A 23,542-nucleotide genomic window follows, 5' to 3' on the forward strand; every position below is an offset into this window, starting at 1 on the left:
GCCCAGTGCGGCCGCCATCCCCACCTCACCAGATCCGCCCGCAGGCCTGCGTCATCCATTCGCAGCACGGCTACCTGCGAGCTGGGCGCCACGTTGTAGCACTCCATGGCTTGGTCGCCAATGGTGTTGCGCCAAACCCCAGGCATGCTCAGCGTGTCGACGAAGTCGTGTATGCCACGGTACTGGCTGAGCCTTCCGCACATCTGACTTCCCTCCCGGTTAGGCAATAAGCATAGCCTTCTGCTCAACCTGCCCGATCTCTCGCCTCGCTGTCTTCGCGGGTCAAGGGTTTAGCCGTCCTGGTCAGGCCTATGCTTTACGGGCACCGCAGTGGGTGAATTAGCGTTTCGTCGTCGCAGCTCCTATCATCGCCAACGCTTTACGCAGGGATGATCCTCACTGGCTTGAAGGGATTGCTTAAATGGAAAGAAGCTATTTTGTCACGATGCTTGCGCTCATCCTTCATCAGATAGATGCCGCGTACTGGCAGGAATGGGAGATGTTTTTCCTGCCTGGCGGGGTGCAGGGCTTTTTGCTGTTCAATAGCTTGGCAATCCCCGTATTGCTGGTTGGCTATCGAAATGTTTTGCTGGGTACGGCCAACGCCATGGTCTTCGCTAAAGTGTGTGCCGGCCTGGGCCTGCTGACGGTCCTTATCCATACCGGTTTCGGCTTGGCTGGCTTTCATCAGTTTCACCTGCCTGCTTCGATCTGCATTCTCATTCTGTGTTTGGCCAGCGCTATATGGCTGATGGCCAGAATACGATCCGCATTGCAATGAAGGCCGGCGCTTGCCTCCCTGGCGTTTTCGCGGGAAACCCCACACAGGATGTGGCTCGAACAGGCAAAAAAAGCCCGCCAAGGAGGCGGGCAATAGGGGCTTGGGAGCAACGCACAACAAATTCGGTCAAGCCAGCAGGCTTGCGGCCTGCAAACGCTCGGCAAGGGCCTGGGCGGTGGCACGGGAGGTCAGCGGACCGCTGACGGTCTCGCCATTGCGGATCAGGTACCAGCAGGCCAGTAATCCTTGTTCACGCAAGGTGGCCGGGACGGCGCTGCCGATGACGGACATGATCTGGATAGTGGCCATTTGAGAACCTCCTGTGTGACATGGGGCTACCTTATCGGGCATCCGGCGCGGCTTGAAATCAACTTCCTCAATAGTGCTAATCAGTTATATCAACGTTAACTCGGGTGCGAGGCAGTCCCTCTGTTACGCTACGTAAACGATTCAGCCTAGGAGAGCGGGGCAATGACGATTCCACCGAGCAGAGACACCGTGTTGTGCATTTCCCTGGCCGGGCGCCCCGGCACGTTCGGGGTACGCTTTCACAACCACCTCTACCGGCAGTTGGGGCTGGACTACTACTACAAGGCCATGACCACCCAAGATCTGCCCGCCGCGGTCGCAGGGATCCGCGCCCTGGGCATTCGTGGTTGTGGTGTGTCGATGCCTTACAAGGAAGCGTGCATGGCCCTGGTCGATGAAATCGATCCTTCGGCGGCGGCTATCGAGTCGGTCAATACCCTGGTCAACGAAGGCGGGTATTTGAAGGCTTACAACACCGATTACCTGGCGGTGCGTCAATTGCTCCAACGCCATCAGGTCGACCCCAGCACTGCGTTCGCCCTGCGCGGCAGCGGTGGCATGGCCAAGGCGGTGGCCAGTGCCTTGCGCGATGCCGGATTCGCCGAAGGCATCATCGTGGCGCGCAACGAGCAGGCCGGGCGGCAACTGGCGGATGTGTGCGGTTATCGCTGGCTGCCACAGCTGGGCGACCTGTGCCCGCCGATGCTGGTGAACGTGACGCCAATCGGCATGGCCGGTGGGCCCGAGGCAGAGGAATTGGCATTTAGCCCGGATGCCATCGCTGCAGCGCAGCAAGTGTTCGATGTGGTCGCGATGCCGGCGCGCACGCCGTTGATCCGCCATGCCGAGGCGCTGGGCAAGCCCGTGATAACTGGGTTGGAGGTGATCGCGTTGCAGGCGCTGGAGCAGTTCGTGCTGTATACCGGCGTACGTCCGACGGACGCGCAGGTGGCGGCGGCGGTGGAGTATGCGCGGCAGGCTTAGGGCCGTGCAGACGTTGTGGGAGCGGATTTTGCCCGCGAAAGCGGTAGTGGATCAGTCGACGTTTGGCGGATAAACCCGCTCCCATCGGTGCAGCAGCCTTCGAACCGTCAGAACACCTGGCGGTCACCGTCGAGCTGTTGATCGACCAGCCAGCGGCCATGGGCCAGCGCGGCGTGCTGGGCGTTCTCCAGGTCGGACAGGAAGGCCATCTTCATCGGCAGCGACAGGCGGCGGCTGGTGTGTCCTTGGGGATCGGTGATCAGGCAGCCGGCAGCGAACGGCAGCGGCGACCCAGGGTGGGTCATGACGCTCGCGGTGATGGTGTGGTCGCGGTATTCACAGTGAAGGGTTTGCATCGTCCTTTACCTCGCTGTGGCTTGGAAACGGTTTATTCCATATACCACAGCGAGGGGCCGGGAGTTCCCGGCCCGACGAGCGTGCCCTGGCGGGCGAGGCTTAGAACGTGGTCGGCTGGATCACTTCGACCCAGTAACCGTCCGGGTCCTTGATGAAGGCCAGGTGCTTCATGCGGCCGTCCGACAGGCGCTTCTGGAAGGGCACTTCCAGGGCTTCGAAACGCTCGCAGGCGGCGCGTACATCCGGCACCGAGATGCAGATGTGGCCAAAACCGCGCGGGTCGGTGTTGCCATCGTGATAGGCGAACTCGGGATCGTTCTCGGTGCCGTGGTTGTGGGTCAGCTCTAGAACGCCGGGGATCGACTTCATCCACTGGTGACGCTCGGCGTCATCGGCCGGGATCTGTGCCGGATCGACCAGTGCCAGGAAGTACAAGCTGAAGGCGGCTTCAGGGAAGTCGCGCTTGTCCACCAGGCTGAAGCCCAGCACGCGGGTGTAGAAGTCCAGCGACTTTTCGATGTCCTTGACCCGCAGCATGGTGTGGTTGAAGACGAAGTTGGCGGTGGCGGCATCCGGTGTGGCGGTGACGCCTGGCAGGGCGTGCAGATCGTGCAGGCTCATGGGTACTCCAGAAGAGAGGCCGGGACACAAGGCCCCAGCGGGAAAGACAGGTGAGCCATGATACGGCAGTGAGGCGTGAGCGCAAACGAAAGCGCCCTGCACGAGTGCAGGGCGCTGGAATTAGAGGCCCGCATGTGCGGGCGCGTGATGGGGTCGCTAGTCCTTTAGCTGGTTCGATACTGCGCGTGTCGATGTGAAAAAAGTGTGAAGTGGGTGTTGATGTTTCATGGGCGTACCCAACTTTCCACTGTCTTGGCGCCGTACTGCTCTTTCCAGGCCTTCAACCCGCGGTGGTTGCCACCTTTGGTCTCGATCAGCTCGCCGGTGTGCGGGTTCTCGTACACCTTCACCACACGGGGGCGGCGCTGCTGCTTGGGCGCCGTGGTCGGTGCCTTGGTCACTGCCTTCGGGTCGAGGATGGCGACGATGTCGCGCAGGCTCTTGTCATAGCTTTTCATCAGGCCGACTAGTTTCTGCTCGAATTCGATTTCGCGTTTTAGGCCGGCGTCCTTTTTCATCGCCTCCAGTTGCGCCATTTGTTCCTGGAGAGCTTTTTCGGCAGCACGAAACTCTGCAAGTCTGGACACTGTCATCACTCCTGTAAGTGTCGTGGCAGGGCGTGACGAACATACAAGAAGCAATAAACGCCGGCCACGGGGATGGGTACAGCTGTTCGCTGATATCGATTGTAGTCGTCGACCTCTACTGGGTAAACCGCAAACTTTTTATAAGTAATCGCGGAACTTTGTTAGTTTTTCGCGCCTTATTCGCAGCGCGTTGCAAACTGCTCTTCAGAGGTGCTTAGACTATCGTCCAATGGCTCATGCTAGAGCGGTTGCACGATAATTCAAGATGATGGCCGTCGTGTTTGTCGGCTGTTCCGTAGTGCCGGGGGCAATGCTGCCCCGGATCGTTTTTCGCCTTCTTCCTGGATGTTTCTTTCGCATGTTTCCCCCGTTTTCCCCAGCCCCCGGGCGCCGTTTTACCGGCTTGTTGTTCCTGTGTGTCGGTGCCCATGCCCAGGCCGCCGGTTTTCTTGAAGACAGCAGCGCCAAGGTCGAAGCGCGCACTGTCTACTTCAACCGGGATTTCCGTGATGGCCACAGCAGTTCAAGTCAAGGCGCATCCAAACGCGAAGAAACGGCTCAGGGTTTCATTCTGAATGTGCAGTCCGGTTATACCCAGGGACCGGTGGGGTTTGGTGTCGATGCACTGGGAATGGTCGGCTTCAAGCTCGATTCCAGCCCGGCCGATAGCAACAGTGGCTTGCTGCCCTCGTCGGGCCATGACCCGCGCGGTTCGGCCGATCAGTACGCCAAGCTTGGCCTGGCCGGCAAGGTCAAGGTGTCCGACACCGTGCTGCGCTACGGATCGATGATGCCGGATATGCCGCTGCTCAAGTACAACGATGGCCGTCTGCTGCCAACGATGTTCCATGGCGCGATGCTTACCTCCGAAGAAGTGCGTGACCTGAAGTTCACCTTGGCTCGCCTGAACCAGTACACCGCTCGGGACTCCACCGACCGCCAGGACATCCGCGTTCACTGCAAGAACAAGCGCTATGCCTGCAACATCGAGGCCGACCACTTCGACCTGGCCGGCCTTGACTACCGTTTCAATGATCGCCTCAGTGGCCAGTACCAGGTGTCGCGCCTGGAGAACATCTATCGCCAGCAGTTCCTGGGCCTGGTGGCCAGCCAGCCCCTGGCGGTGGGCAGCCTGTCGGCCGACCTGCGCCTGATCAAGAGCGACGATATCGGCAACGCCCGCGCGGGTGAAATCGACCACCGTGCCTTCAGCGGGATGCTCGGTTACAGCCTGGGTGGGCACAAGATCAGCGCCGGCTGGCAGCGCATGTATGGCCAGAGCGCCATGCCGTATCTGGATGGCAGCAACCCTTACTTGGTCAACTACGCCCAGGTCAATGACTTTGCCGCCGCTCAAGAGCGCTCCTGGCAACTGCGTTATGACTACGACTTCAAGGCCCTTGGCGTACCGGGCCTGACATTCTTCACTCGCTACATCAACGGCGACCATATCAAGGTTCCCGGCAGCAGCGCCGAAGGCAAAGAGTGGGAGCGCGATACCGAGCTCAAGTACCAAGTGCAGAGCGGCACCTTCAAGGACGTGAGCGTGCGCCTGCGTAACTCCACCTACCGCAGCAACTATGAAAAATGGGCGCGGGACATGGACGAGACGCGGGTGATCGTGAGCTACAACTTCTCGATCCTCTAGCGTTTTGCCAAATGCCGCCGGCCGCTCGACAATGGCGGCTGGTTGGCAGGAGGACAGGGCGATGAAACGTGTGCTGCTGATAGGCATCGGTCCGGGCGACCCACGCCAGATCACCTATGAAGCGGTGGATGCGCTGCGGCGCGCCACGGTGTTCTTCGTCCTCGACAAAGGCGACGACAAGGATGAACTGGTGCAGTTGCGCAGGGACATCCTGGCGCGCTACGTGCCACAAGGCGGTTATCGCCTGGTGCAATTGAGCGACCCGCGGCGCGATAGCCAGGCACTGGATTATCTCGGCGCGGTGCAGCACTGGCATCGCCAGCGCGCGGCCTTGTATGGCCAGTGGCTGCAGGACGAGCTGGGCCCTGACGATGTCGGCGCCTTCCTGCTCTGGGGCGAGCCGGGGTTGTACGACAGCACGTTGCGTGTGCTCGACCTTGTTCGCCAACAGGGCATGGCCTTGATGCTGGAGGTCATCCCCGGCATCAGCAGCGTGCAGGCCCTGGCCGCGCGCCATCAGATTCCCCTCAATCGTATCGGCGAGCCTCTGACTGTTCTGCCGGGCCGGCGCCTGGCCGAGCAGACACTCATCGACAACGTGGTGGTGATGCTCGATGGGCAGTGCGCCTTCGCTGCATTGGAGGATGCACACCTGATGATTTATTGGGGCGCCTACCTGGGGACCAAGGATGAGGTGCTGGTCGCTGGGCCGCTGCAAGAGGTCAAGGCACAGATTCTCGAGTCGCGGGAGCGATTGCGGCGACGCAAGGGATGGATCATGGATACCTACTTGCTGCGGCGCGAATGCTGAGGTGGGACAGATCGGGAATCGGGGTCGCTTTGCGTCCCCGGTTTCAACGCCGACGCAACATGGCCCCAGTGAAGTTGTACAGACGCTGTTCATCCAGATGCGCCAGGCTGTGCTCGATCCGCTCGGTCAGGGCCCAGGCGTGGCGGTTGCGGTCGTAGCGGGTCTTGAGCAGGGGGGCGCAGGCCGCCTGGGCTTGTTGCCACGCCGCTTGGTCGCTGTAGAGCCGCACGCAGGCTTTCGCCAGTGCCTCGGCGGTCCCGGCGACGGCGCCAGGCCAGGGCAGGGCGCCGTGCATGGCCTCGGCGCCGATGGGGGTGGTGACGCTGGGGGTACCACAGAGCATGGCGTCGGCCAGCTTGCCCTTGATCCCGGCGCCAAAGCGCAGCGGCGCCAAACACAGGCGTGCGTTGCTCATCACCTGCAAGGCATCCTCGGCCCAGCCGAGCAGGTGGAAACCTTCGTCTGGGTTGTGCAATGCCAGGGCCTTGGGCGAGGCGTAGGCGCCGTAGATGTGCAATTGGGCTCCGGGCAAGTGGCGGCGGATCATCGGCCAGAGGTTGTGCTTCATCCACAGCACCGCGTCCCAGTTGGGTGCATGGCGGAAGTTGCCGATGGTCACGATGTGCTCGCGCTCGGCGAAGGGGCGCAACGTCTGGGCCGCAGGGTCGAGCATCAGCGGACACCAGTGTAGCAGGTAGTCCGGCACACCAAAGCCGTTGACCAGCAGGTCCGTTTCCACGTCCGAGATGATCAGCGACAGGTCGCAGCGGTAGATCGCGGCCAGCTCACGCTGGGCCAGCGCGCTCGGCGCCATCTGGCGGAACAGCTCGGGGCCGCTGGTGTTGAACAGGGCGCGGAAGTCGTTGGGGTCCAAGCCTTCGATCAGTCGCCGACGCAGCAATTGGTGGCGGGCCTCGCGCAGGCTTTGCAGGTCTGAGGTTTCCAGCACGCGCAGGGCGTTGGGGCAGTGCCGGGCCACGATGGTGCCGAATTGCTCTTCCATTTCGAATCGGTCGAACAGCACCAGGTCCGGCGCCTGTTCGGTGAGAAGGTGGGCAATGCTTGCGTGGTCGCCGGCGAGGGCCAGCTCGGTGATGCCCAGGGCGCTGAGGTCGGCCTTGTGCTCGGCAGGCTCGGTGGTGCTGGCAAAGGTGATGCGCCAGCTGCGGGCGAGAAAACTCTCGAGGATCTGCATCATGTGACCGCCGACGGCGGAGGAACGTGGTTCGGGCCAGGCTTGGCCGATGACCAGGACGTGGAGCATGGAGGAGGGCCTTGGGCTGGAAAAGGCGCTATTTAATCATGTCCGGGGGCATGGGGCCGCAACGCAGCCCCATGCCAGCCTTTAGAAGGTGTAATCCACCGTCGCAAAGTACGAGCGCGGTGCCCCCAACAGCCACTGGTCGCTGGTATAGACGTAGGACGCCGCGTACTCACGGTCGAACAGGTTGTTCACTTGCAAGCCCAGGCGCACATCCGGCAACACCTGCCAGCCCAGATTGGCATCGACCACCGTATAGCCAGGTACGCTGTTCTCATTGACCGCGCTGTCGTAGCGCTGGTCCACGTAACGCACACCCAGGCCGGCATCGACCTGTTGGCCAAACCCCTTGCTCAGCCACAGGTTGGCTGTGCGCCTTGGCACGTTGCCCGGTCTGTTGCCAGCGCGATCCACCACGCCGCTGCCGGTGTTCTCGAGGTAGTCATCGAACTTGGCGCGCACCACTGCAGCATTGGCCGAGACCTGCCACTGGTTGGCCAAGGCCAGTTCCACCGTCGCCTCCAGGCCATCGGAGGTCTGTTGGCCCGCTTGCTGTACGCCGTGATTCACGGGGTCGGCAACCAGCAGTTTCTTCTTGACGATGTGGTAGGCCGCCAGCGTCCACTCGCCACGGCCCTCCCAGAACCGTTGCTTGAGGCCCAGCTCGGTCTGCTTGGCTTCGGTCAGGTCGTAGCGTTGCTCCGGGCGCAGGGTCAACAAATCGCCTACGCCATCCTCGCTGGTCGAGTATTGCCCGTACAGCGACAAGTCGTCGTTGACGGCGAACACCAGTCCGGCGCGCCAGTTTCCGCCTGGCAGGCTGCGCTCGCTGCGGGTGTCGTTGACCAGATCGTTACGCTCGATGTGATTCTGGTCGCGGCGGAGACCAGTCACCAACGACAGGCGTTCGGTCAGCTCGGTGCGGTTCTCGGCGAACAGGGCAAAGGTGTGAGTGGTGGACAACGTCTGGGGGCGTGTCGGCGACAGGCTATGGAACCTGCCAGGGGCAGGATGCCAAGGGTCGAGCGGGTCCGTGATGCCATCGTCGTAGGGCGCGTTGCTGTCGACGTTGAAGCGGATCTTGTTGTATTCGGCGCCGACCAGCGTCGTGCTGGCCAGGCCAAACAGATCGTGGTCGAAGGTCAAGCTCTGGCGGTCGCCGATCTGCTCTTGGTTGTGCTTGATCTCCAGGAAACTGCCGCGCTCCAGCCGGTCTTGATCACCATTCCAGGCATAGGTTTCGGCATTGCGCCAATGCCGGCGGCTTTTGATGTAGTACAGCTGGTTGCTGGCCGACACGCTATCGCTGAGGGTCCAGTCGGTGTTCAGCCGGGTCCATTCGTCGTGGTAGCGCTGGACGTCGTTTTGGATGTTGTAGTTCTTCTTGCGCAGACTGCTGCGGTAATGCCCGTCGATCAGCGGCGTGCCGTAGTAATTGGCAGGTTCTGCATCGCCGCGCTCGTGGGCCAGGGTGAAGCTCAGGTCATCGGTGGCGTCGAAACGCAGCGCGGCGCTCAAGGCCAGGCTGCGCGAGTCGGTACGGTCGACCCAGCCGTTGCCGGCCTGCTGGTTGACCGTCATCCGGTAGCTCAGACGCTCGCTCAGGCTGCCGCCGCTGTCCAGGCCGAGCTGTTGACGGTCCCAGGACCCGTAGCCCAAGCGCAGCCGGTTGTGGACGTCGCCGGCGAAAGGTTTTTTCGGAATCACGTTCACCACCGCCCCGGTGGCGCCTTCGCCATACAGGACCGAGGCGGGCCCGCGGAGGATGTCGATGCGCTCGACCATCCACGGATCGACCGGGAAGGTCAGCGTACCGGCGCCGCTATACAGACGCGAGCCGTCGAACAGGGTCATCACCGAGCTATGGCCTTCGAAGCCCCGCGCCGAGAGGCCGGTGCCGCCGTCGCCGGGGCTGCCGGTGAAGCTGATGCCTGGCGAGCGGGTCACGGCGTCCTGAACGGTGAGGTTGTTGCGCCGCTCGATCTGTTCGGCGCTGAGGGTGCTGGTGCTGGCTGGGGTTTGCAGGGCACTCAGGTTCAGGCGCGATCCGGCATCGGTCGGGGTGGCCAGATCGATGGCCGGCGCGTCGTGGGTATCGGTGATGGTCGTCGAAGGCAGGGCCAGCACGGGATTGTGCTGTTCATCGGCCACTGCCGGGAGGGCAACGGCCAGGCAGGCCGCCAAGGTATGAAGCGTGTAGGTACGGGACATGTCGTTCCACTGCTGCAGGAATGAATGGATCCCGGTGGAAACAACGCAAAGACAAGCGAACGCGCACGCAAGGGGCGTGCGCGAAGACCGGCCTGCGCCCGCCCACCGCGGGTTTGCCAATGTTAAGTTCCAGGCCGGTCTCCGGGCTTGCGAGGGTCATGAAGCCTTCACCTTCCCATGCAGGCGCACAGTGGTCTGTCGAAGGATTCGCTCGCTTACCGTTGCGGGGGCAGCGCCGGACTTGTCGTAGGGACGACTCACCGGCTTCCCGTTTCACCCTGCGCGCGGCGGCGCAGGACACCTGAAACTGGCACGCATCTGACCATCGATCGGGTGGGCAGTCAATGCGCGGGGGAAAGGCGAGGGCTCAGCGACCGCGTCGGCGCGAGACCCGCGCCTCGATATTCTTGCGCCCGATCAGCAGTGCGGGCTTTTCCACCACCGGCTCGTCCGCCAGCCATTTGTACATCACCAGGCAGTCCACCAACCCCAGTTGGGCATGGCGGTACGCCTTGGGCAGCCGGCCGACGGTCTCGAAGCCGAGCTTGTGCCACAGCGCCACCGCCACTTCGTTGGTAGCCACCACCGAGTTGAACTGCAGCGCCAGGAAACCTTCCTGGCGGGCCAGCTTCTGTGAGTGTTCGCACATCAATCGGGCCACGCCACGGCCACGAGCGGCCTCGCTGACCATGTAGCCGCAGTTGCCCACATGGCTGCCAGGGCCGGCGGCGTTGGCCTTGAGGTAGTAGGACCCCAGCAACTCGCCGTCCTGCTCGGCCACCAGGGTGCGCAGGGGCAGATCCAGCCACAGCTGGCGGGCCTGCTCGAAGGTCAGTTCGGGGTCGAAGGCGTAGGTCTGGCGGGCCTGGACGATGGCCTGGAAGGTCGGCCAGAAACGGTCGAAGTCTTCCGGGGTCATGGGGCGGATCTGGATCATGGCGGCTCCTGCGGGCTGGACCGCCAAGTCTGGGTGGCTTGGCGCCGCCGCGCAAGGGCGACGACGCCGGTCGGGTTCAACTGCCGGCTTTGCCCACGGCGTCCATGGCGCGGGCCGAATAGACCAGCGCGGCGCCGGCGTTCATCGCCACGGCCACGCCGAGTGCCTCGGCGATCTCTTCACGGGTGGCGCCGTGCTTGACCGCCTGTTGGGAGTGCACGGCGATGCAGCCGTCGCAACGGGTGGTCACGGCGACGGCGAGGGAAATCAGCTCGCGGGTCTTGGCATCGAGGTGGTTGGTCTTGGCACCGGCGCCGCTGGCGGTCATGTAGCCGGCCACGGTGTCCGGAGACAACTGCTTGAGATCGCCGATGCCGGCCATCAACTGCTTACGGTAGGCGTCCCAGTCCATCATGCTCATCGTCTTCACCTTGGGAAGGTTGCGGAGTGGAGCTTTCAGGCTAGTCGAAGTTTTCCGCGAGGGACGGGCTTGTGTCGCGATGGGCCGCGAAGCGGCCCATTGGCGTTTCAGATGTAGATGAAGAACAGCACCAAGGCTGCGACCACCGCCCACTTTTCCAGGTAGTAGCGGGTGCGGTTGCGCTTTTTCAGCGCTTTGCCGCGCTCGCGGATCTTGTAGATACGGGTGAACAGGCGATTGATGCCGCCGGTCTTGTCATTGGCGTCGTTGGGCGCGGCGGCGGCGGCCATGACGTTGCGGCTGAACCAGCGGTTGAAGGCGGTCGCCCAGCGGTACTTGAGCGGGCGCTCGACGTCGCAGAACAGAATGATGCGATTGTGCTCGGTGGTGTTGGCGGCGTAGTGGATGTAAGTCTCGTCGAACACCACCGCTTCGCCGTCGCGCCAAGCGTACTTTTCGCCATCCACATCGATGTAGCAGCCGTCGTCGTTCGGCGTGTCCAGGCCCAGGTGGTAGCGATAGGAGCCGGCATACGGATCGCGGTGACGCACGAGCTTGGCGCCTGGCGGCAGGGTGGCGAACATGGCGGCCTTGACCGTGCCGATACCCTGCAGCAGCTCGGTGGTGCGGGGGCACAGCTTCATCGCAGAAGGATGGCTCTCGCCGTACCACTTCAGGTAGAAGCGCTTCCAGCCGGTCTTGAAGAACGAGTTGAAACCGACATCGTCATAGTTGTCGGATTTCTTGATCTCGCCGACGTGCAGTAACTGCTGGGCTTCTTCGCGGATTTCCTGCCAGTGGTCCTTGAGCGGTTGCAGCTCAGGGAAGGCCTCCACCGGCAAGTAGGGCTTGGCCGGGTGTTTGGAGAACAGGTAAAGGAAGGCGTTGACCGGCGCCAGGAAACTGGAGTGATCGCCCAGCTGGCGGGTCAACTTATGGCGAACCCGACCGCGCAGGTGGACATAGGCGATCGAGAGGACGAATAGAAGTACTAATGCAATTTTCATGGACGGCTGCTTGTCAAGATGGCCATGCTTCGTGGCTTGAGCCCGCCAGCATAAACAATCATGCGTCGGCTTTATAGAATTAATCTCACATTGCCAGGCAGACATTCGTACGATAAGCCCCGTTCGTGCCGTGTGCCCCGGCCTAGACCTTTTCCAGGAGGGAATGACCAATGGCATTCGTCGAACGCGACAAGGGCCAGCCCTTCAAGCGCCTGTTCTTCGCCCTGACGGTCAGCGATGCCCAGCGCCGCGCCATTGCCCAATGGCGGCGCGCGCTGGCGCTGCGCAGTGGCAAGCCGGTGCCGGCGCAGAACTTTCACCTGACATTGTTGTTTTTGGGCGATGTGGATGTTGCCCAGGTGCCCGCCCTGTGCGCCGCCGTGGATCAGCTCAAGCGTCCAGAGGCGCCGATACGTCTGGTGCTGGATCGTCTGCAGGTGTGGCATCGCGCCAGTGTCTTGGTCCTTGAGCCCCAGCAGACGCCTCCGGCCTTGCGCCAGTTGGTCTACGCCCTGCAACAGGCGGCCTTGCCGTTGGGCGTCGCCGAGCAGACCCGCGAGTACCGGCCACACCTGACGCTGTCCCGCGATTTTCGCGCCCAGGTGCCGGAGTCTCCCACGGCGCCGGAGTTTTTCCTTGCCGCGCGCTCGTTCGTGCTCTACGAGTCGCGCAAGGGCGCCTATTGGCCACTGGCCGAGTGGCCTTTGGAAGGCTGAGGCCAGCACATGCTTCATGGTTGTGAGACAGGGGCTTGACGCGTACCATGCCGAGCATTCCTTTCAATAACAAACCGCACGGCACTGGCCAGCATCGGCACGTGGCGTGTGGCTTTTCGTCTTGCCTGCGGAGATCAACAACCCATCCATGAACGGACCTACTCCAAGCGTCTTGCCCACCACCGCGCAAAGCGGCAGCTGGCTCAGTGTCATCGCCCTGGCGCTGGCGGCCTTCATCTTCAATACCACCGAGTTCGTACCGGTGGCGCTGCTCAGCGACATTGGCCACAGCTTTGACATGAGCACCGCCCAGGTCGGTCTGATGCTGACCATCTATGCCTGGGTCGTGGCGCTGGCCTCGTTGCCCATGATGCTGATCACCCGCAACATCGAGCGTCGGCGCCTGCTGTTGTTCGTCTTTTTGGTGTTCATCGTCAGCCACCTGTTGTCGTGGCTATCCCAGAGCTTCGCCATGCTGCTGGTCAGCCGTATCGGCATCGCCCTATCCCATGCGGTGTTCTGGGCCATCACCGCGTCGCTGGCGGTGCGCGTGGCCCCCCCAGGCCAGCAGGCCAAGGCCCTGGGCCTGTTGGCCACCGGGACCACCTTGGCCATGGTCATGGGCATTCCGCTGGGACGCGTGGTGGGCGAGGCTTTGGGCTGGCGGGTGACCTTCCTCAGCATCGCCGGTGTGGCGTTGGCCACCCTGCTGTGCCTGGTGAAGTCGCTGCCGCTGCTGCCGAGCCAGAACTCCGGTTCCCTGCGCAGCCTGCCGATCCTGTTCAAACGCCCGGCACTGGTGATCACCTACCTGCTGGTGACGCTGGTGATCACCGCGCAGTTCACTGCCTACAGCTACATCGAGCCGTTTGCCTTGCACGTGGCGCAGATCGGCGGCGAGCGCACGACGCTGTTGCTGCTGCTGTTCGGCGGGGCCGGGGTGTTCGGGTCGCTGCTGTTCAGCCGCTACAGCGACCGCTTCCCCCATGGGTTCCTGGTGGCGGCCATCGCATCCCTGGCCGCGTGCCTGCTGCTGTTGCTGCCGCTGTCGGGCAATTTCTATGTGTTCGCGGCCTTGAGCATGGTCTGGGGCGTGGCGATCCTGAGCTTCAGCCTGTCGTTGCAATCGAAGACGCTGAAGCTGGCGTCGGACGCCACCGATGTGGCCATGGCGCTGTTCTCGGGGATCTACAACATCGGCATCGGCGGTGGTGCCCTGCTGGGCAGTATCGTCAGCAGCCAACTGGATGTGGCGTACATCGGCGTGGTCGGTGGCAGCGTCGCGGTGGTGGGTCTGGTGCTGGCGGCGGCGAGTACGGCGCGGTTTCGTCAGGCGTTAGGCAAGTAGACGCAGGCGCTCTTGAATCCGGCGGCGAAGCAGACGGAGCTGAGCAGGCTGATCGCATCAATGGTCGTCGGGCTGTAACGCCGCGAAGCGCTCGCGTAGCCATAGATGCAACTGCGAAACCGCAGGCGACAATTGCTTGCGGTGGGGGCACACCAGGGTCACGGGTGTGAGCTCGCCGGGGTGTTCGGGCATCAGGATTTCCAGCTCGCCCGCCGCCACGTTGGCACTCACATCCAGCCAGGACTTGTAGACGATCCCTTCACCCTCCAGGGCCCAGCGCCGGACCACGTCGGCATCATCGCTGAACAGTGGGCCGCGTACCTGCACGGTGCGGCTGCCCAGGCGCCATTTGTCGTAGACCCGCCCCAGTTGCAAGTAGAGCAGGCAGGCATGCTGCTGGAGCTCCTCGGGCGTGCGCGGACGGCCGTGGCGGGCCAGGTAGTCAGGAGAGGCCACCAGTACCCGACGGTTCCAGGGCGCCAGGGGCAGGGCAATGTAGTTGGCCTCGGCGTTCAGGCCGTAGCGAATAGCCACATCCACCGGATCGCGGGAAAAGTCGGCGACCTGGTCGGAGAGAAAGAACCGCAGGCTCAGTTCTGGGTGTTCGCGGCGAAACGCACTGAGCCAGGGCAGCAGGATGTTGCGCCCAAGGTCCGAAGGCGCCGACACCTGCAGCACGCCACGCAGGCTGCTGTGGGCGCCGTGCAGGTTGTCGCGCCCTTGGCGCAGGGTGTCCAGCACGCTCTGGGCGGTGGGCAGGTACAGCTCGCCCTCGGCGGTCAGGCGCAGGCTGCGGGTGGTTCGGGCGAACAGGCGCACATCCAGCTCGCGCTCCAGGCGCTTGATCGCTGCCGCCACTTGTCCCGGCAGCAGACCCGCTTCATGGGCGGCGGCGGTGAAGCTGCCCAAGGCGCTGCTACGCACGAACAGTTCGAGATCGGTAAGACGCAGCATTTTCACTCCAGCGATGAAAGTGTTGCTGCATTGTGCGGGTTTTTCTTTTTAACGGGAAAGATAAGATGCGCGACACATCCGTTCTCTTGAGGAGTTGTCATGATGGATACCGTTGCCCTGGCCAAGCGCCGCTACACCACCAAAGCCTACGATGCCGCTCGCCGCATTCCCCAGGCCACTGTCGATGCGCTGCTCGAACAATTGCGCCACAGCCCGTCGTCGGTCAACTCGCAGCCCTGGCACTTCGTCGTCGCCGACAGCGCCGAGGGCAAGGCGCGCCTGGCGAAGGCCGCTGATGGGCGTTTTGCCTACAACTCGCCAAAAATCCTCGACGCCTCCCATGTGATCGTGTTCTGCACCCGCACCGACATGACCGAAGCGCACCTGAATGCCTTGCTCGAGCAGGAACAGGCCGATGGACGATTCCGCGACGAGCAGGCCCGTGCCGGGCAAGATGCCAGCCGACGTGGCTATGTGAATCTGCACCGCTTCGACCAGAAGGATCTGCAGCACTGGATGGAGAAGCAGACCTACCTGGCCTTGGGCACCGCGTTGCTCGGCGCCGCTGCCCATGGCCTGGACGCAACGCCTATCGAAGGGTTCGACAGCAAGGTGCTGGATGCGGAACTGGGCCTGCGCGAGCAGGGTTTCACCAGTGTGGTGGTGCTCGTCCTGGGCTATCGCAGCGAGCAGGACTTCAATGCTGGGCTCAACAAGTCGCGACTGCCGGCTTCCACGGTGTTCACCTTCCTCTGAGCCGAGGGGCTAGTCGTCAGGCTCCTGTGACAGGGGCCTGGCCACATGCTCCAGCGCGCGGCGTTCGGCGGCGATGCCCCAGCGTGCTTGCACCAGCGCGGCGATGATCATCAGGCTGGCGCCGATCAGGTAGCCGTACAGCACGTTGATGCGCTCGCCAGTCTCGATCAATGCACCGAACAACGCAGGTCCGATCAAACCGCCCAGCCCGGTGCCGAAGGCATAGAACACGGCGATGGCCAAGGCACGGATTTCCAGGGGAAAGGTCTCGGACACGGTGAGATAGGCGGAGCTGGCGGCGGCGGAGGCGAAAAAGAAAATCACCATCCAGGCCGCCGTTTGCTCCGTGACATCGAGCAGGCCTTGCTCGAACCCATACCCGCTGATGGCCAGCAGCACACCGGATACCAGATAAGTGGTGCTGATCATCACTCGCCGGCCCAGCACATCGAACAGTCGCCCCAGCAGCAACGGCCCGCAGAAATTGCCCAGGGCGAACGGCAGCACGTACCAGCCGATACGCTCGGACGGCACGCCATAGAAATCGGTGAGCACCAGTGCATAGGTGAAGAAAATCGCGTTGTAGAAGAACGCCTGGGCACTGAGCAACGTCAGGCCGACCAAGGCCCGGCGCCGATGGACGACGAACAGGCTGTGCATGACCTCGCCCAAGGGCGTGTGGTCGCGTGTGCGCAGGCGCAAGGGCGGGGTGTCGATGGATGGCAGTACGGCGCCGCATCCGTGCAGCTGATGTTCGATGTCGCTGACGATGCGTTCGGCGCGCTCGGGTTGGCCGTGGACCATCAACCAGCGCGGGCTCTCCGGGATCCATAGGCGCATCAGCAGAATCGCCAGGCCCAGCAGCGCACCAATACCGAAGCACAGTCGCCAGCCCAGATCGCCGCCGATCCAGGCCGGATCGAGCAGAATCACCGCGCCGATCGCACCCAAGGCAGCCCCCAGCCAGAAGGTGCCGTTGATCACCAGGTCTACCCAGCCGCGATAGCGCCCGGGGGTGAACTCCTGGATGGTCGAGTTGATGGCGGTGTACTCGCCGCCGATGCCGGCCCCGGTGAGAAACCGGAACAGTAGGAAACTTGCCAGGTTCCACGAAAACGCCGTGGCCGCTGTAGCGCCGATGTACAGCGCCAGGGTGACGAAGAACAGCCTGCGCCGGCCCAGGCGGTCGGTCAGCCAGCCGAAGAGCAGGGCTCCGAGCACGGCGCCGGCGATGTAGGCGGCGCCAGCCAGACCGATATCGGTGTTGCTCATGTGCAACGCCGGGCTGTCTTTGAGGGCTCCTGACACCGAGCCTGCCAGGGTGACCTCCAGCCCGTCCAGCAACCAGGTGATGCCCAGCGCCATCACCAGCAGTGTATGGAAGCGGGTCCAGGGCAGGCGGTCGAGACGGGCGGGAATATCGGTATGGTAAAGGCGCCCGGTCGAAGAGCAGGGCGAGCGTTGGGTCACCAGGAGGGGCTCCGAGGCTGGCGGTGTGTGCCTGGCAGTGGAGCCCTTTTCAGGGGGCGGAGTTCATTTCAGTTCGCGGATAAACTCGCCCCACCTGGTCCGCTGTGCCTTTGGGAGCGGGTTTACCCGCGAACAGGTCGGGACTGTCACCACAGGGCGACAGATGCAGCGTTCACCACCCGCCCGAACACCTCGATGGCCTTGTCCACCTCGGCCTCGCAGGTGAAGCGCCCAAGGCTGATCCGCACGCTGTTGCGTGCCTGGGCTTCGTCCAGACCCAGGCTCAGCAGGACGTGGGAAGCGGCATTGCTCGCCGAGTTGCACGCCGAAGTCGAGGACAGGGCCAGCTCGCTGGCCAATGCCGCGCTGTTGAACCCCTTGGCGTCGATGGACAGGTTCAAGGTATGGGGAATGCGTTGTTGCGGGCAGCCATTGAGGCTCACCCCGGGCAGTGCGAGCAGGCCACGGCGCAGGCGTTCGCTGAGCTGGGCGATGCGTTGGTGTTCGCTGTCGCCGGGCCCGCCGGCAAGGGCGAAGGCGCTGCCCATGCCGACGATCTGATGGGTCGCCAGGGTGCCCGAGCGCAGGCCGCGCTCATGGCCGCCGCCGTGCATCTGGGCGCGCAGCACCGGGCGTGCGCGCGCGCCGACGTACAGTGCGCCGATACCCTTGGGTCCATAGACCTTATGCGCCGAGAACGACATCAGATCGACTGCCTGACGCGCGAGGTCGAGGGCGACCTTGCCTACTGCCTGGGCGGCATCCACGTGCAACAGGGCCCCATGGGCGCGCACGTGTTCGCCGATGGCGGCGAAATCGGTAAGGGTGCCCAGTTCATTGTTCACCGCCATCAGCGACACCAGGCGGGTGTCGTTGCGAAGCGCCGCCTGCACTGCCTGGGGGTGGATCAGGCCGCGTGCATCCGGTGCCAGGCGCGTGACCGCCCAACCGAGACGTTCGAGCTCGGCCACGGTATCGAGCACCGCTTTGTGCTCCAGTTCGCTGGTAATCAGGTGGCCTGGTTGGCCGACGCCTTGGGCAATGCCCTTGAGCGCCAGATTGTTGGATTCGGTGGCGCCGGAGGTCCAGACCAGGTCGGTCGGGTCTGCGCCTACGCGCTCGGCTACCTGGCGGCGAGCCTGTTCCACGAGCTCGCGGGCGGCCTGGCCATAGGCATGGCCGCTGGATGCTGGGTTGCCGAAATGCGCTTGGTGGCCAAGGCAGGTGATCATGGCCTCGATGACGCGGGCATCGACAGGAGTGGTGGCGGCGTAGTCGAAGTAGAGGGGGGCGCTGGGCATGATGGGCGGGTCCGTGCAAGTTGCCGTGAAGTGGCGATCGATGTCCCATCGTACCCAGCGGGCGGAGATGCTTTTTGCCTTGTTGGCCGATTGTGCTCTGGCTTGAGGATCAATTTTTCTCCGGAGTCGATTCGTGTAGGAAAAATTTCTCCAAGTACCGGGCAGGTGGCCTTGCGGGCAGGGCTTCAGGCCGAGAGAGGCTGCTTTTCTTCTTCCATCGTCACCCGCTCGCACAAGTCGATGATCTGCTCGCGCATCCAGCGGTTGGCCGGGTCCTGGTCGGTGCTTTCGTGCCAGTACAAGTGGGTTTCCAGCGGCGGCACTTCGACCGGCAGCGGCAAGTGGCGCAATTGATGGCGGCGGGCGAAGCGCTCGGGGACGGTCATCACCATGTCGGTCTGTTGCAATACCTGCGAAGCCATCAAGTAATGCTGTGAGCGCAGGGCGATCTTGCGCTGCAGGCCCATCTTGCCCAGGGCCAGGTCCACATAGCCCAGGCCGTTGCGGCGGCTGGAGATGTGGATGTGGGTCAGGGCAAGGTAGCTGTCGAGCGTGAGCTTGCCTTCGGTCAATGGGTGGCCGGGGCGCATTGCGCAAACGAAGCGATCTTGCATGAGCTTGACGTGGCGCACCTGCGGGTCGATGTTCAGCGGGGCGTCCACGGCGAAATCCAGGTGACCGGCGGCCAGTTCCTTGGTGGTCTCGCGCCGTTTGCACAGGAAACTTTCGATCACCAGCGCCGGGGCCAGGCGCCGCAGGCGCTGGAACAACGGCGGCAGGATCACCGCCTCGGTGAGGTCGGTCATGCTGATGCGGAAGGTCTTGTTGGCCAGCTGCGGGTTGAAGGTACGGCTTTCCTGCACCGAGGTGCGCAGCAAGGCCAGGGCGTTGCGCACCGGGCCGATGATGTTCTGCGCCATTGGCGTGGGCACCATGCCTTGGGCCGTGCGCACGAACAGCGGGTCGTTGAAGGTTTCGCGCAGGCGCGAGAGGGCGTTGGACACGGCAGGCTGGGTAATGCCGACGATCTGCCCGGCACGGGTCAGGTTGGCTTCGGTGTAGATGGCATCGAAGACGATGAACAGGTTGAGGTCGACCTTGCTGAGGTTCATGGCGCTGCTCTTTATAGGAATTATCGGCCGATCATATATTGCTTATGAATGTTAATACACGCGGAAAATAGACTAGGTGGATAGCGCCTCGGTGCTCTAGGCTCTGGCTCATGTTCTCAAGCCTGTGAAGGTAGCCCTGATGGATTTCGCCTATTCGCCCAAGGTCCAGGCATTGCGTGAGCGTGTCACTGCATTCATGGACGCCTATGTCTATCCAGCGGAGCCGGTGTTCGAACGCCAGGTCGCCGAGGGCGATCGCTGGCAGCCCACCGCGATCATGGAAGAACTCAAGGCCAAGGCCCGCGCCGAGGGCCTGTGGAACCTCTTCTTACCCGAGTCGGAGTACGGTGCAGGCCTGTCCAACCTCGAATACGCCCCCCTGGCCGAGATCATGGGGCGCTCGCTGCTGGGGCCGGAACCGTTCAATTGCTCGGCGCCCGATACCGGCAATATGGAGGTGCTGGTGCGCTATGGCAGCGAGGCGCAAAAGCGCCAATGGCTGGAGCCGTTGCTGCGCGGCGAGATCCGTTCGGCGTTCGCCATGACCGAGCCGGACGTTGCGTCCTCCGACGCCACCAATATGGCCGCCACGGCCGTGCGCGAAGGTGACCAGTGGGTGATCAACGGGCGCAAGTGGTGGACCTCAGGTGCCTGCGACCCGCGCTGCAAAGTGATGATCTTCATGGGCTTGTCCGACCCGCAAGGGCCGCGTCATCAGCAGCACTCGATGATCTTGGTGCCTACCGACACGCCGGGTGTGAAGATCGTCCGCCCGTTGCCGGTGTTCGGTTACGACGATGCGCCCCATGGCCATGCCGAGGTGCTGTTCGAGAACGTACGGGTGCCCTATGAGAATGTGATCCTGGGCGAGGGCCGTGGCTTCGAGATCGCCCAGGGTCGCCTGGGCCCTGGGCGCATCCACCACTGCATGCGCTCGATCGGCATGGCCGAGCGGGCCCTGGAGCTGATGTGCAAGCGCGCCGTCGAGCGCACGGCGTTCGGCAGACCGCTGGCTCGGTTGGGGGGCAATGTCGACAAGATCGCCGATTCGCGCATGGAGATCGACATGGCGCGGCTGCTGACCCTCAAGGCCGCCTACATGATGGACACCGTCGGTAACAAGGTCGCGCGCAGCGAGATCGCCCAGATCAAGGTGGTGGCGCCGAACGTGGCGTTGAAGGTGATCGACCGGGCGATCCAGATCCACGGCGGGGCCGGTGTCAGTGGCGACTTCCCGCTGGCCTACATGTACGCCATGCAGCGCACCCTGCGCCTGGCCGACGGGCCGGACGAAGTGCATCGGGCAGCGGTGGGCAAGTACGAGATCGGCAAGCATGTGCCCAAGGAGCTACTGCGTAGCGGTCACTGAACTGGGGCCGCTTACGCGGCCCCGAGGCGGGTTATGGACCAGATGGGGGTGAACCGGCGCGTTCGTTCTTTTCTGCAAGGTCCCGGTGGTCTTGCGCCGGGTCGTGATGTCGGTCGCGGGTCTTGAACAGTGACAACAGCACCCCGCCGAGCAGCAAGCCGAACGTCACGCCCAGCGACAGCAAGGCGGGCACCTTGCCCACCAGGCCGTGGTAGAAGATCTTGCAGCCGATGAACACGAGCACCAGCGCCAGGGCGTACTTGAGGTAGACGAAGCGGTGCATCAGCGCCGCCAGGGCGAAGTACAGCGAGCGCAGGCCGAGGATGGCGAAGATGTTCGAGGTGTAGACGATGAACGGGTCTTGGGTAATGGCGAAGATCGCCGGGACGCTGTCGACGGCGAACACCAGGTCGGCCAACTCGATCAGTACCAGTGCCAGGAACAGCGGCGTCGCATGGCGCACGGCGGTGTGCTGCCCGGGTGGGGTGAGGCGCACGAAAAAGTGTGCGCCGTGGATCTGGTCGGTGACCCGCATGTGCCGACGCACGAAGCGCAGCACCGGGTTGTTGGCAAGGTCTGGGTGGCTCTCCTGCCGAGCCAAAGCCATCTTCACCCCGGTGAACAGCAGGAAGGCGCCGAACAGGTAGAGCACCCAGGCAAAGTGCTGCACCAGCGCCGCACCCACGCCGATCATGATCGCCCTCAGGAACACCACGCCGAGAATGCCCCAGAACAGCACCCGGTGCTGGTAACGGCGGGGAATGGCGAAGAACCCGAAGATCATGGCCATGACGAACACGTTGTCCATCGACAGCGATTGCTCGACCAGGAAACCCGTGTAGAACTCCAGCGCCGACTGCGCACCCAGCTCGTACCAGACCCACGCGCCGAACAACACGCCGACGCTGAAATAGCCGGCGTACAGCAGCAGGCTCTCGCGCATTTCGATCTCGCGGTTCTCGCGGTGGAGCACGCCAAGGTCCAAGACCAGCAGGCCGATGACGATAGCGATGAAGACCAGCCACAGCCAGGCGCTGGTTCCGAGGAACGGGGTGGTGAGGAATGTGTGCAGAGCCATCATGAGCCCCTCCTTTAATGTCGACGTTGCATGGCAACAGTGATCCGACATGGCGGCTGGGTAGCCGTCAGAGGGGCCCGGTATCACATAGGCTTGAGCGTAGTCCCGATCGGTGAGCCTGCCGAATGGCGCGCTGTTACATTTCTTTGCGAGGCTGCCCAGTCCTTCAGTACACCCACACTTCCACCCGTCGATTGCGCAACCGCCCTTGTTCCTGGTCGTTGTCGGCCACTGGCAGTTCGTCGCCCATGCCAGTCACTTCCTTGATTTCCACGCCATCGCGGGCGAGCTCGCGGCGCACCGCCATGGCCCGCAGGCGCGAGAGCAGGGCGGCGCGGCCCTGGGTTTCCTTGGGATCGCCAAACCCCACCAGTACCACCTTGTGCTGCAGCTTGCCGGCCTGGCGCAGGTAGTCTGCGACCCGGCGTACGTCGCGCAACGCCTTGTTGTCCAGGTTGGCGCTGCCGGGCTGGAAGCGAAAGTTCACGGTCAGGCGCCGGGCCTCAGCGGCCAGGGTCCGATAGCGTGGCGGCATGTCGGCCTGGGCGGGTACGGGCAGGGCCTTGACCTGCTGGGCCACGAAGCCTTGGCGGGCGACGATGGCCTGCCCGGCGGGGGTTTGGGTGTACTCGGCCAGGGCGACCGCCAAAGGGGCGGCGCGAGCAGGCAGGTAGAAGAACAAGCGGCGCGACAGCGGATAATCCTCGCTGGCGACCAGCGTTGGAGTAGGCAGCATGGCCGGCGCGTCGCCTTCGGCGATGGCCAGCACCTTGGCGCCATGCACGGCGGCCAGGCTGCTGAAACCGATGGCCTGGCGGTCAGCCTTGACCCGCTCGGCCAGCGCTTCGCTGGATTCGAAACGTTGCGCCTGACCGGCCAGCGTCTGCTGGCGTGGCTCCAGCACCAGAGCCTTGAAGGTTTCGAAGGTGCCGGAGCGATCGTCACGGGCATACAGACGGATCTCCCCGCCGGGCACGCCGAGCTGTTCCCAGCGTCGTACCTGGCCGCAGAACACTTGGGCCAATTGCGCGGTGGTCAGTTGGGCCAGCGGATTGTCCGGGTGAACGATTACCGCCACTGCGTCCAGGCCGATGACCTGTTCGGCGCCTTTGCCGCGAAGATCGCCTAGCGCCCGAAGACGTCGGGCTTCGTCGTCGGTGATGGGGCGGGACGCGGCCGCCAGGTCCGCTTGGCCATCGCCCAGGGCTGTGAAGCCGGTGCTCGAGCCGTGGGCGGCGATGGTGATGCGCAAAGGCTGGCCCTGGGCATCGAGTGCGTTGATTTCGGTTTCGTTGGCTTGGCGGCTCGGGGTCTGGGTGACCGCAGTGGCACCTTGGGCCGCTAACAGGCCTTGGATGAGCGCGGGTGTCAGGGCGGCGCCGATGGTATTGGAGCCCTGGATGCGCAGTTGCGCGGGCCCTGCGAGGGCCCACAAGGGGAACAGACAGCACAGCAAGGCGAACAGGCGAGGCATGCCGGAGACCTGTGGCATAAAGATGCGCT

At 63.5% G+C, this 23,542-nt stretch carries 24 protein-coding genes and 1 riboswitch; of the genes, 8 read left to right on the forward strand and 16 right to left on the reverse strand.

The features are described 5' to 3' along the window. The coding region (locus HMPREF3173_RS24785) for an SOS response-associated peptidase family protein (protein WP_256543754.1) at nt 1–203 on the reverse strand (203 nt) is incomplete at its 3' end. 218 nt (nt 204–421) lie between these two features. On the opposite strand from HMPREF3173_RS24785, the gene HMPREF3173_RS02000 reads away from it, so the two are divergent. Next, complete coding sequence (locus tag HMPREF3173_RS02000; RefSeq protein ID WP_070571332.1) at nt 422–781, forward strand: DUF6713 family protein; 360 nt, start codon at nt 422–424, stop codon at nt 779–781. Nucleotides 782–907: 126 nt separating this feature from the next. On the opposite strand, the gene HMPREF3173_RS02005 is transcribed toward HMPREF3173_RS02000, so the two are convergent. Then, nucleotides 908–1,090 (reverse strand): hypothetical protein, encoded by a 183-nt coding sequence (locus HMPREF3173_RS02005; protein ID WP_043211600.1) that lies wholly within the window; start codon nt 1,088–1,090, stop codon nt 908–910. Between the two features lie 162 nt (nt 1,091–1,252). Here HMPREF3173_RS02005 and HMPREF3173_RS02010 point away from each other — a divergent pair, with 162 nt between their 5' ends. Next, the gene (locus HMPREF3173_RS02010) at nt 1,253–2,074 is read left to right on the forward strand and encodes a shikimate 5-dehydrogenase (protein ID WP_043211601.1); all 822 of its coding nucleotides are present in this window, start codon (nt 1,253–1,255) and stop codon (nt 2,072–2,074) included. A 107-nt stretch (nt 2,075–2,181) separates the two neighbouring features. On the opposite strand, the gene HMPREF3173_RS02015 is transcribed toward HMPREF3173_RS02010, so the two are convergent. The 3 genes from HMPREF3173_RS02015 to HMPREF3173_RS02025 form a co-directional block, all read right to left on the reverse strand. Further along, nucleotides 2,182–2,430 (reverse strand): hypothetical protein, encoded by a 249-nt coding sequence (locus HMPREF3173_RS02015; RefSeq protein ID WP_070571333.1) that lies wholly within the window; start codon nt 2,428–2,430, stop codon nt 2,182–2,184. Between the two features lie 100 nt (nt 2,431–2,530). Continuing rightward, the gene (gene gloA, locus HMPREF3173_RS02020) at nt 2,531–3,052 is read right to left on the reverse strand and encodes a lactoylglutathione lyase (protein ID WP_070571334.1); all 522 of its coding nucleotides are present in this window, start codon (nt 3,050–3,052) and stop codon (nt 2,531–2,533) included. 224 nt (nt 3,053–3,276) lie between these two features. Next, nucleotides 3,277–3,639 carry a histone-like nucleoid-structuring protein, MvaT/MvaU family gene (locus HMPREF3173_RS02025; protein ID WP_043211606.1) on the reverse strand — a complete coding sequence of 121 codons (363 nt, stop codon included), beginning with the start codon at nt 3,637–3,639 and terminating at the stop codon, nt 3,277–3,279. A gap of 358 nt (nt 3,640–3,997) precedes the next feature. On the opposite strand from HMPREF3173_RS02025, the gene HMPREF3173_RS02030 reads away from it, so the two are divergent. Both HMPREF3173_RS02030 and cobF read left to right on the forward strand, forming a co-directional pair. Next, nucleotides 3,998–5,287 (forward strand): OprD family porin, encoded by a 1,290-nt coding sequence (locus tag HMPREF3173_RS02030; protein ID WP_070571335.1) that lies wholly within the window; start codon nt 3,998–4,000, stop codon nt 5,285–5,287. Nucleotides 5,288–5,348: 61 nt separating this feature from the next. Then, nucleotides 5,349–6,098 (forward strand): precorrin-6A synthase (deacetylating), encoded by a 750-nt coding sequence (gene cobF / locus HMPREF3173_RS02035; protein WP_070571336.1) that lies wholly within the window; start codon nt 5,349–5,351, stop codon nt 6,096–6,098. Nucleotides 6,099–6,141: 43 nt separating this feature from the next. Here cobF and HMPREF3173_RS02040 read toward each other — a convergent pair whose 3' ends face one another. The 5 genes from HMPREF3173_RS02040 to lpxO form a co-directional block, all read right to left on the reverse strand. Then, a complete protein-coding gene (locus tag HMPREF3173_RS02040; RefSeq protein WP_070571337.1) occupies nt 6,142–7,362 on the reverse strand; it encodes a glycosyltransferase in 1,221 nt (406 codons plus the stop codon). Nucleotides 7,363–7,443: 81 nt separating this feature from the next. Beyond that, nucleotides 7,444–9,570 carry a TonB-dependent receptor gene (locus HMPREF3173_RS02045; protein WP_070571338.1) on the reverse strand — a complete coding sequence of 709 codons (2,127 nt, stop codon included), beginning with the start codon at nt 9,568–9,570 and terminating at the stop codon, nt 7,444–7,446. Between the two features lie 114 nt (nt 9,571–9,684). Further along, a riboswitch (cobalamin riboswitch) is annotated at nt 9,685–9,890 on the reverse strand. Between the two features lie 47 nt (nt 9,891–9,937). Then, nucleotides 9,938–10,507, reverse strand: coding sequence for a GNAT family N-acetyltransferase (locus HMPREF3173_RS02050; RefSeq protein WP_070571339.1), 570 nt, complete (start codon nt 10,505–10,507; stop codon nt 9,938–9,940). 76 nt (nt 10,508–10,583) lie between these two features. Next, nucleotides 10,584–10,928 (reverse strand): carboxymuconolactone decarboxylase family protein, encoded by a 345-nt coding sequence (locus HMPREF3173_RS02055; protein WP_070571340.1) that lies wholly within the window; start codon nt 10,926–10,928, stop codon nt 10,584–10,586. A gap of 107 nt (nt 10,929–11,035) precedes the next feature. Then, nucleotides 11,036–11,935: a lipid A hydroxylase LpxO gene (gene lpxO, locus HMPREF3173_RS02060; protein WP_043211619.1), complete on the reverse strand. Its 900-nt coding sequence runs from the start codon at nt 11,933–11,935 to the stop codon at nt 11,036–11,038. A 170-nt stretch (nt 11,936–12,105) separates the two neighbouring features. Here lpxO and thpR point away from each other — a divergent pair, with 170 nt between their 5' ends. Together thpR and HMPREF3173_RS02070 are read left to right on the forward strand one after the other, a co-directional pair. Continuing rightward, nucleotides 12,106–12,651 carry an RNA 2',3'-cyclic phosphodiesterase gene (thpR, locus tag HMPREF3173_RS02065; RefSeq protein ID WP_070571341.1) on the forward strand — a complete coding sequence of 182 codons (546 nt, stop codon included), beginning with the start codon at nt 12,106–12,108 and terminating at the stop codon, nt 12,649–12,651. A 148-nt stretch (nt 12,652–12,799) separates the two neighbouring features. Beyond that, nucleotides 12,800–13,999 carry a sugar transporter gene (locus HMPREF3173_RS02070; protein ID WP_070571403.1) on the forward strand — a complete coding sequence of 400 codons (1,200 nt, stop codon included), beginning with the start codon at nt 12,800–12,802 and terminating at the stop codon, nt 13,997–13,999. Between the two features lie 57 nt (nt 14,000–14,056). Here the strand turns inward: HMPREF3173_RS02070 and HMPREF3173_RS02075 are convergent, their stop codons facing one another. Beyond that, nucleotides 14,057–14,953 (reverse strand): LysR family transcriptional regulator, encoded by an 897-nt coding sequence (locus HMPREF3173_RS02075; protein ID WP_070571342.1) that lies wholly within the window; start codon nt 14,951–14,953, stop codon nt 14,057–14,059. 102 nt (nt 14,954–15,055) lie between these two features. On the opposite strand from HMPREF3173_RS02075, the gene nfsB reads away from it, so the two are divergent. Next, the gene (gene nfsB, locus HMPREF3173_RS02080; RefSeq protein ID WP_070571404.1) at nt 15,056–15,709 is read left to right on the forward strand and encodes an oxygen-insensitive NAD(P)H nitroreductase; all 654 of its coding nucleotides are present in this window, start codon (nt 15,056–15,058) and stop codon (nt 15,707–15,709) included. 9 nt (nt 15,710–15,718) lie between these two features. Here nfsB and HMPREF3173_RS02085 read toward each other — a convergent pair whose 3' ends face one another. The 3 genes from HMPREF3173_RS02085 to HMPREF3173_RS02095 all read right to left on the reverse strand — a co-directional run bounded on the left by HMPREF3173_RS02085 (nt 15,719) and on the right by HMPREF3173_RS02095 (nt 19,592). Beyond that, nucleotides 15,719–17,179, reverse strand: a complete 1,461-nt coding sequence (locus HMPREF3173_RS02085; RefSeq protein ID WP_139146801.1) for an MFS transporter — start codon at nt 17,177–17,179, stop codon at nt 15,719–15,721. A gap of 146 nt (nt 17,180–17,325) precedes the next feature. Beyond that, nucleotides 17,326–18,480, reverse strand: coding sequence for a cysteine desulfurase family protein (locus HMPREF3173_RS02090; protein WP_070571344.1), 1,155 nt, complete (start codon nt 18,478–18,480; stop codon nt 17,326–17,328). A 185-nt stretch (nt 18,481–18,665) separates the two neighbouring features. After that, complete coding sequence (locus HMPREF3173_RS02095) at nt 18,666–19,592, reverse strand: LysR family transcriptional regulator (protein WP_070571345.1); 927 nt, start codon at nt 19,590–19,592, stop codon at nt 18,666–18,668. Between the two features lie 139 nt (nt 19,593–19,731). Here HMPREF3173_RS02095 and HMPREF3173_RS02100 point away from each other — a divergent pair, with 139 nt between their 5' ends. Beyond that, on the forward strand, nt 19,732–20,961 hold the full coding sequence (locus HMPREF3173_RS02100; RefSeq protein ID WP_043211633.1) for an acyl-CoA dehydrogenase: 1,230 nt from the start codon (nt 19,732–19,734) through the stop codon (nt 20,959–20,961). Nucleotides 20,962–20,992: 31 nt separating this feature from the next. Here the strand turns inward: HMPREF3173_RS02100 and HMPREF3173_RS02105 are convergent, their stop codons facing one another. After that, the gene (locus HMPREF3173_RS02105) at nt 20,993–22,042 is read right to left on the reverse strand and encodes a TerC family protein (protein ID WP_083299905.1); all 1,050 of its coding nucleotides are present in this window, start codon (nt 22,040–22,042) and stop codon (nt 20,993–20,995) included. Between the two features lie 163 nt (nt 22,043–22,205). Further along, nucleotides 22,206–23,513, reverse strand: a complete 1,308-nt coding sequence (locus HMPREF3173_RS02110) for a phosphate ABC transporter substrate-binding/OmpA family protein (RefSeq protein ID WP_070571347.1) — start codon at nt 23,511–23,513, stop codon at nt 22,206–22,208. Nucleotides 23,514–23,542 lie beyond the last annotated feature (29 nt).

Source organism: Pseudomonas sp. HMSC08G10, assembly GCF_001808425.1.
GTDB classification, from domain to species: domain Bacteria; phylum Pseudomonadota; class Gammaproteobacteria; order Pseudomonadales; family Pseudomonadaceae; genus Aquipseudomonas; species Aquipseudomonas guariconensis.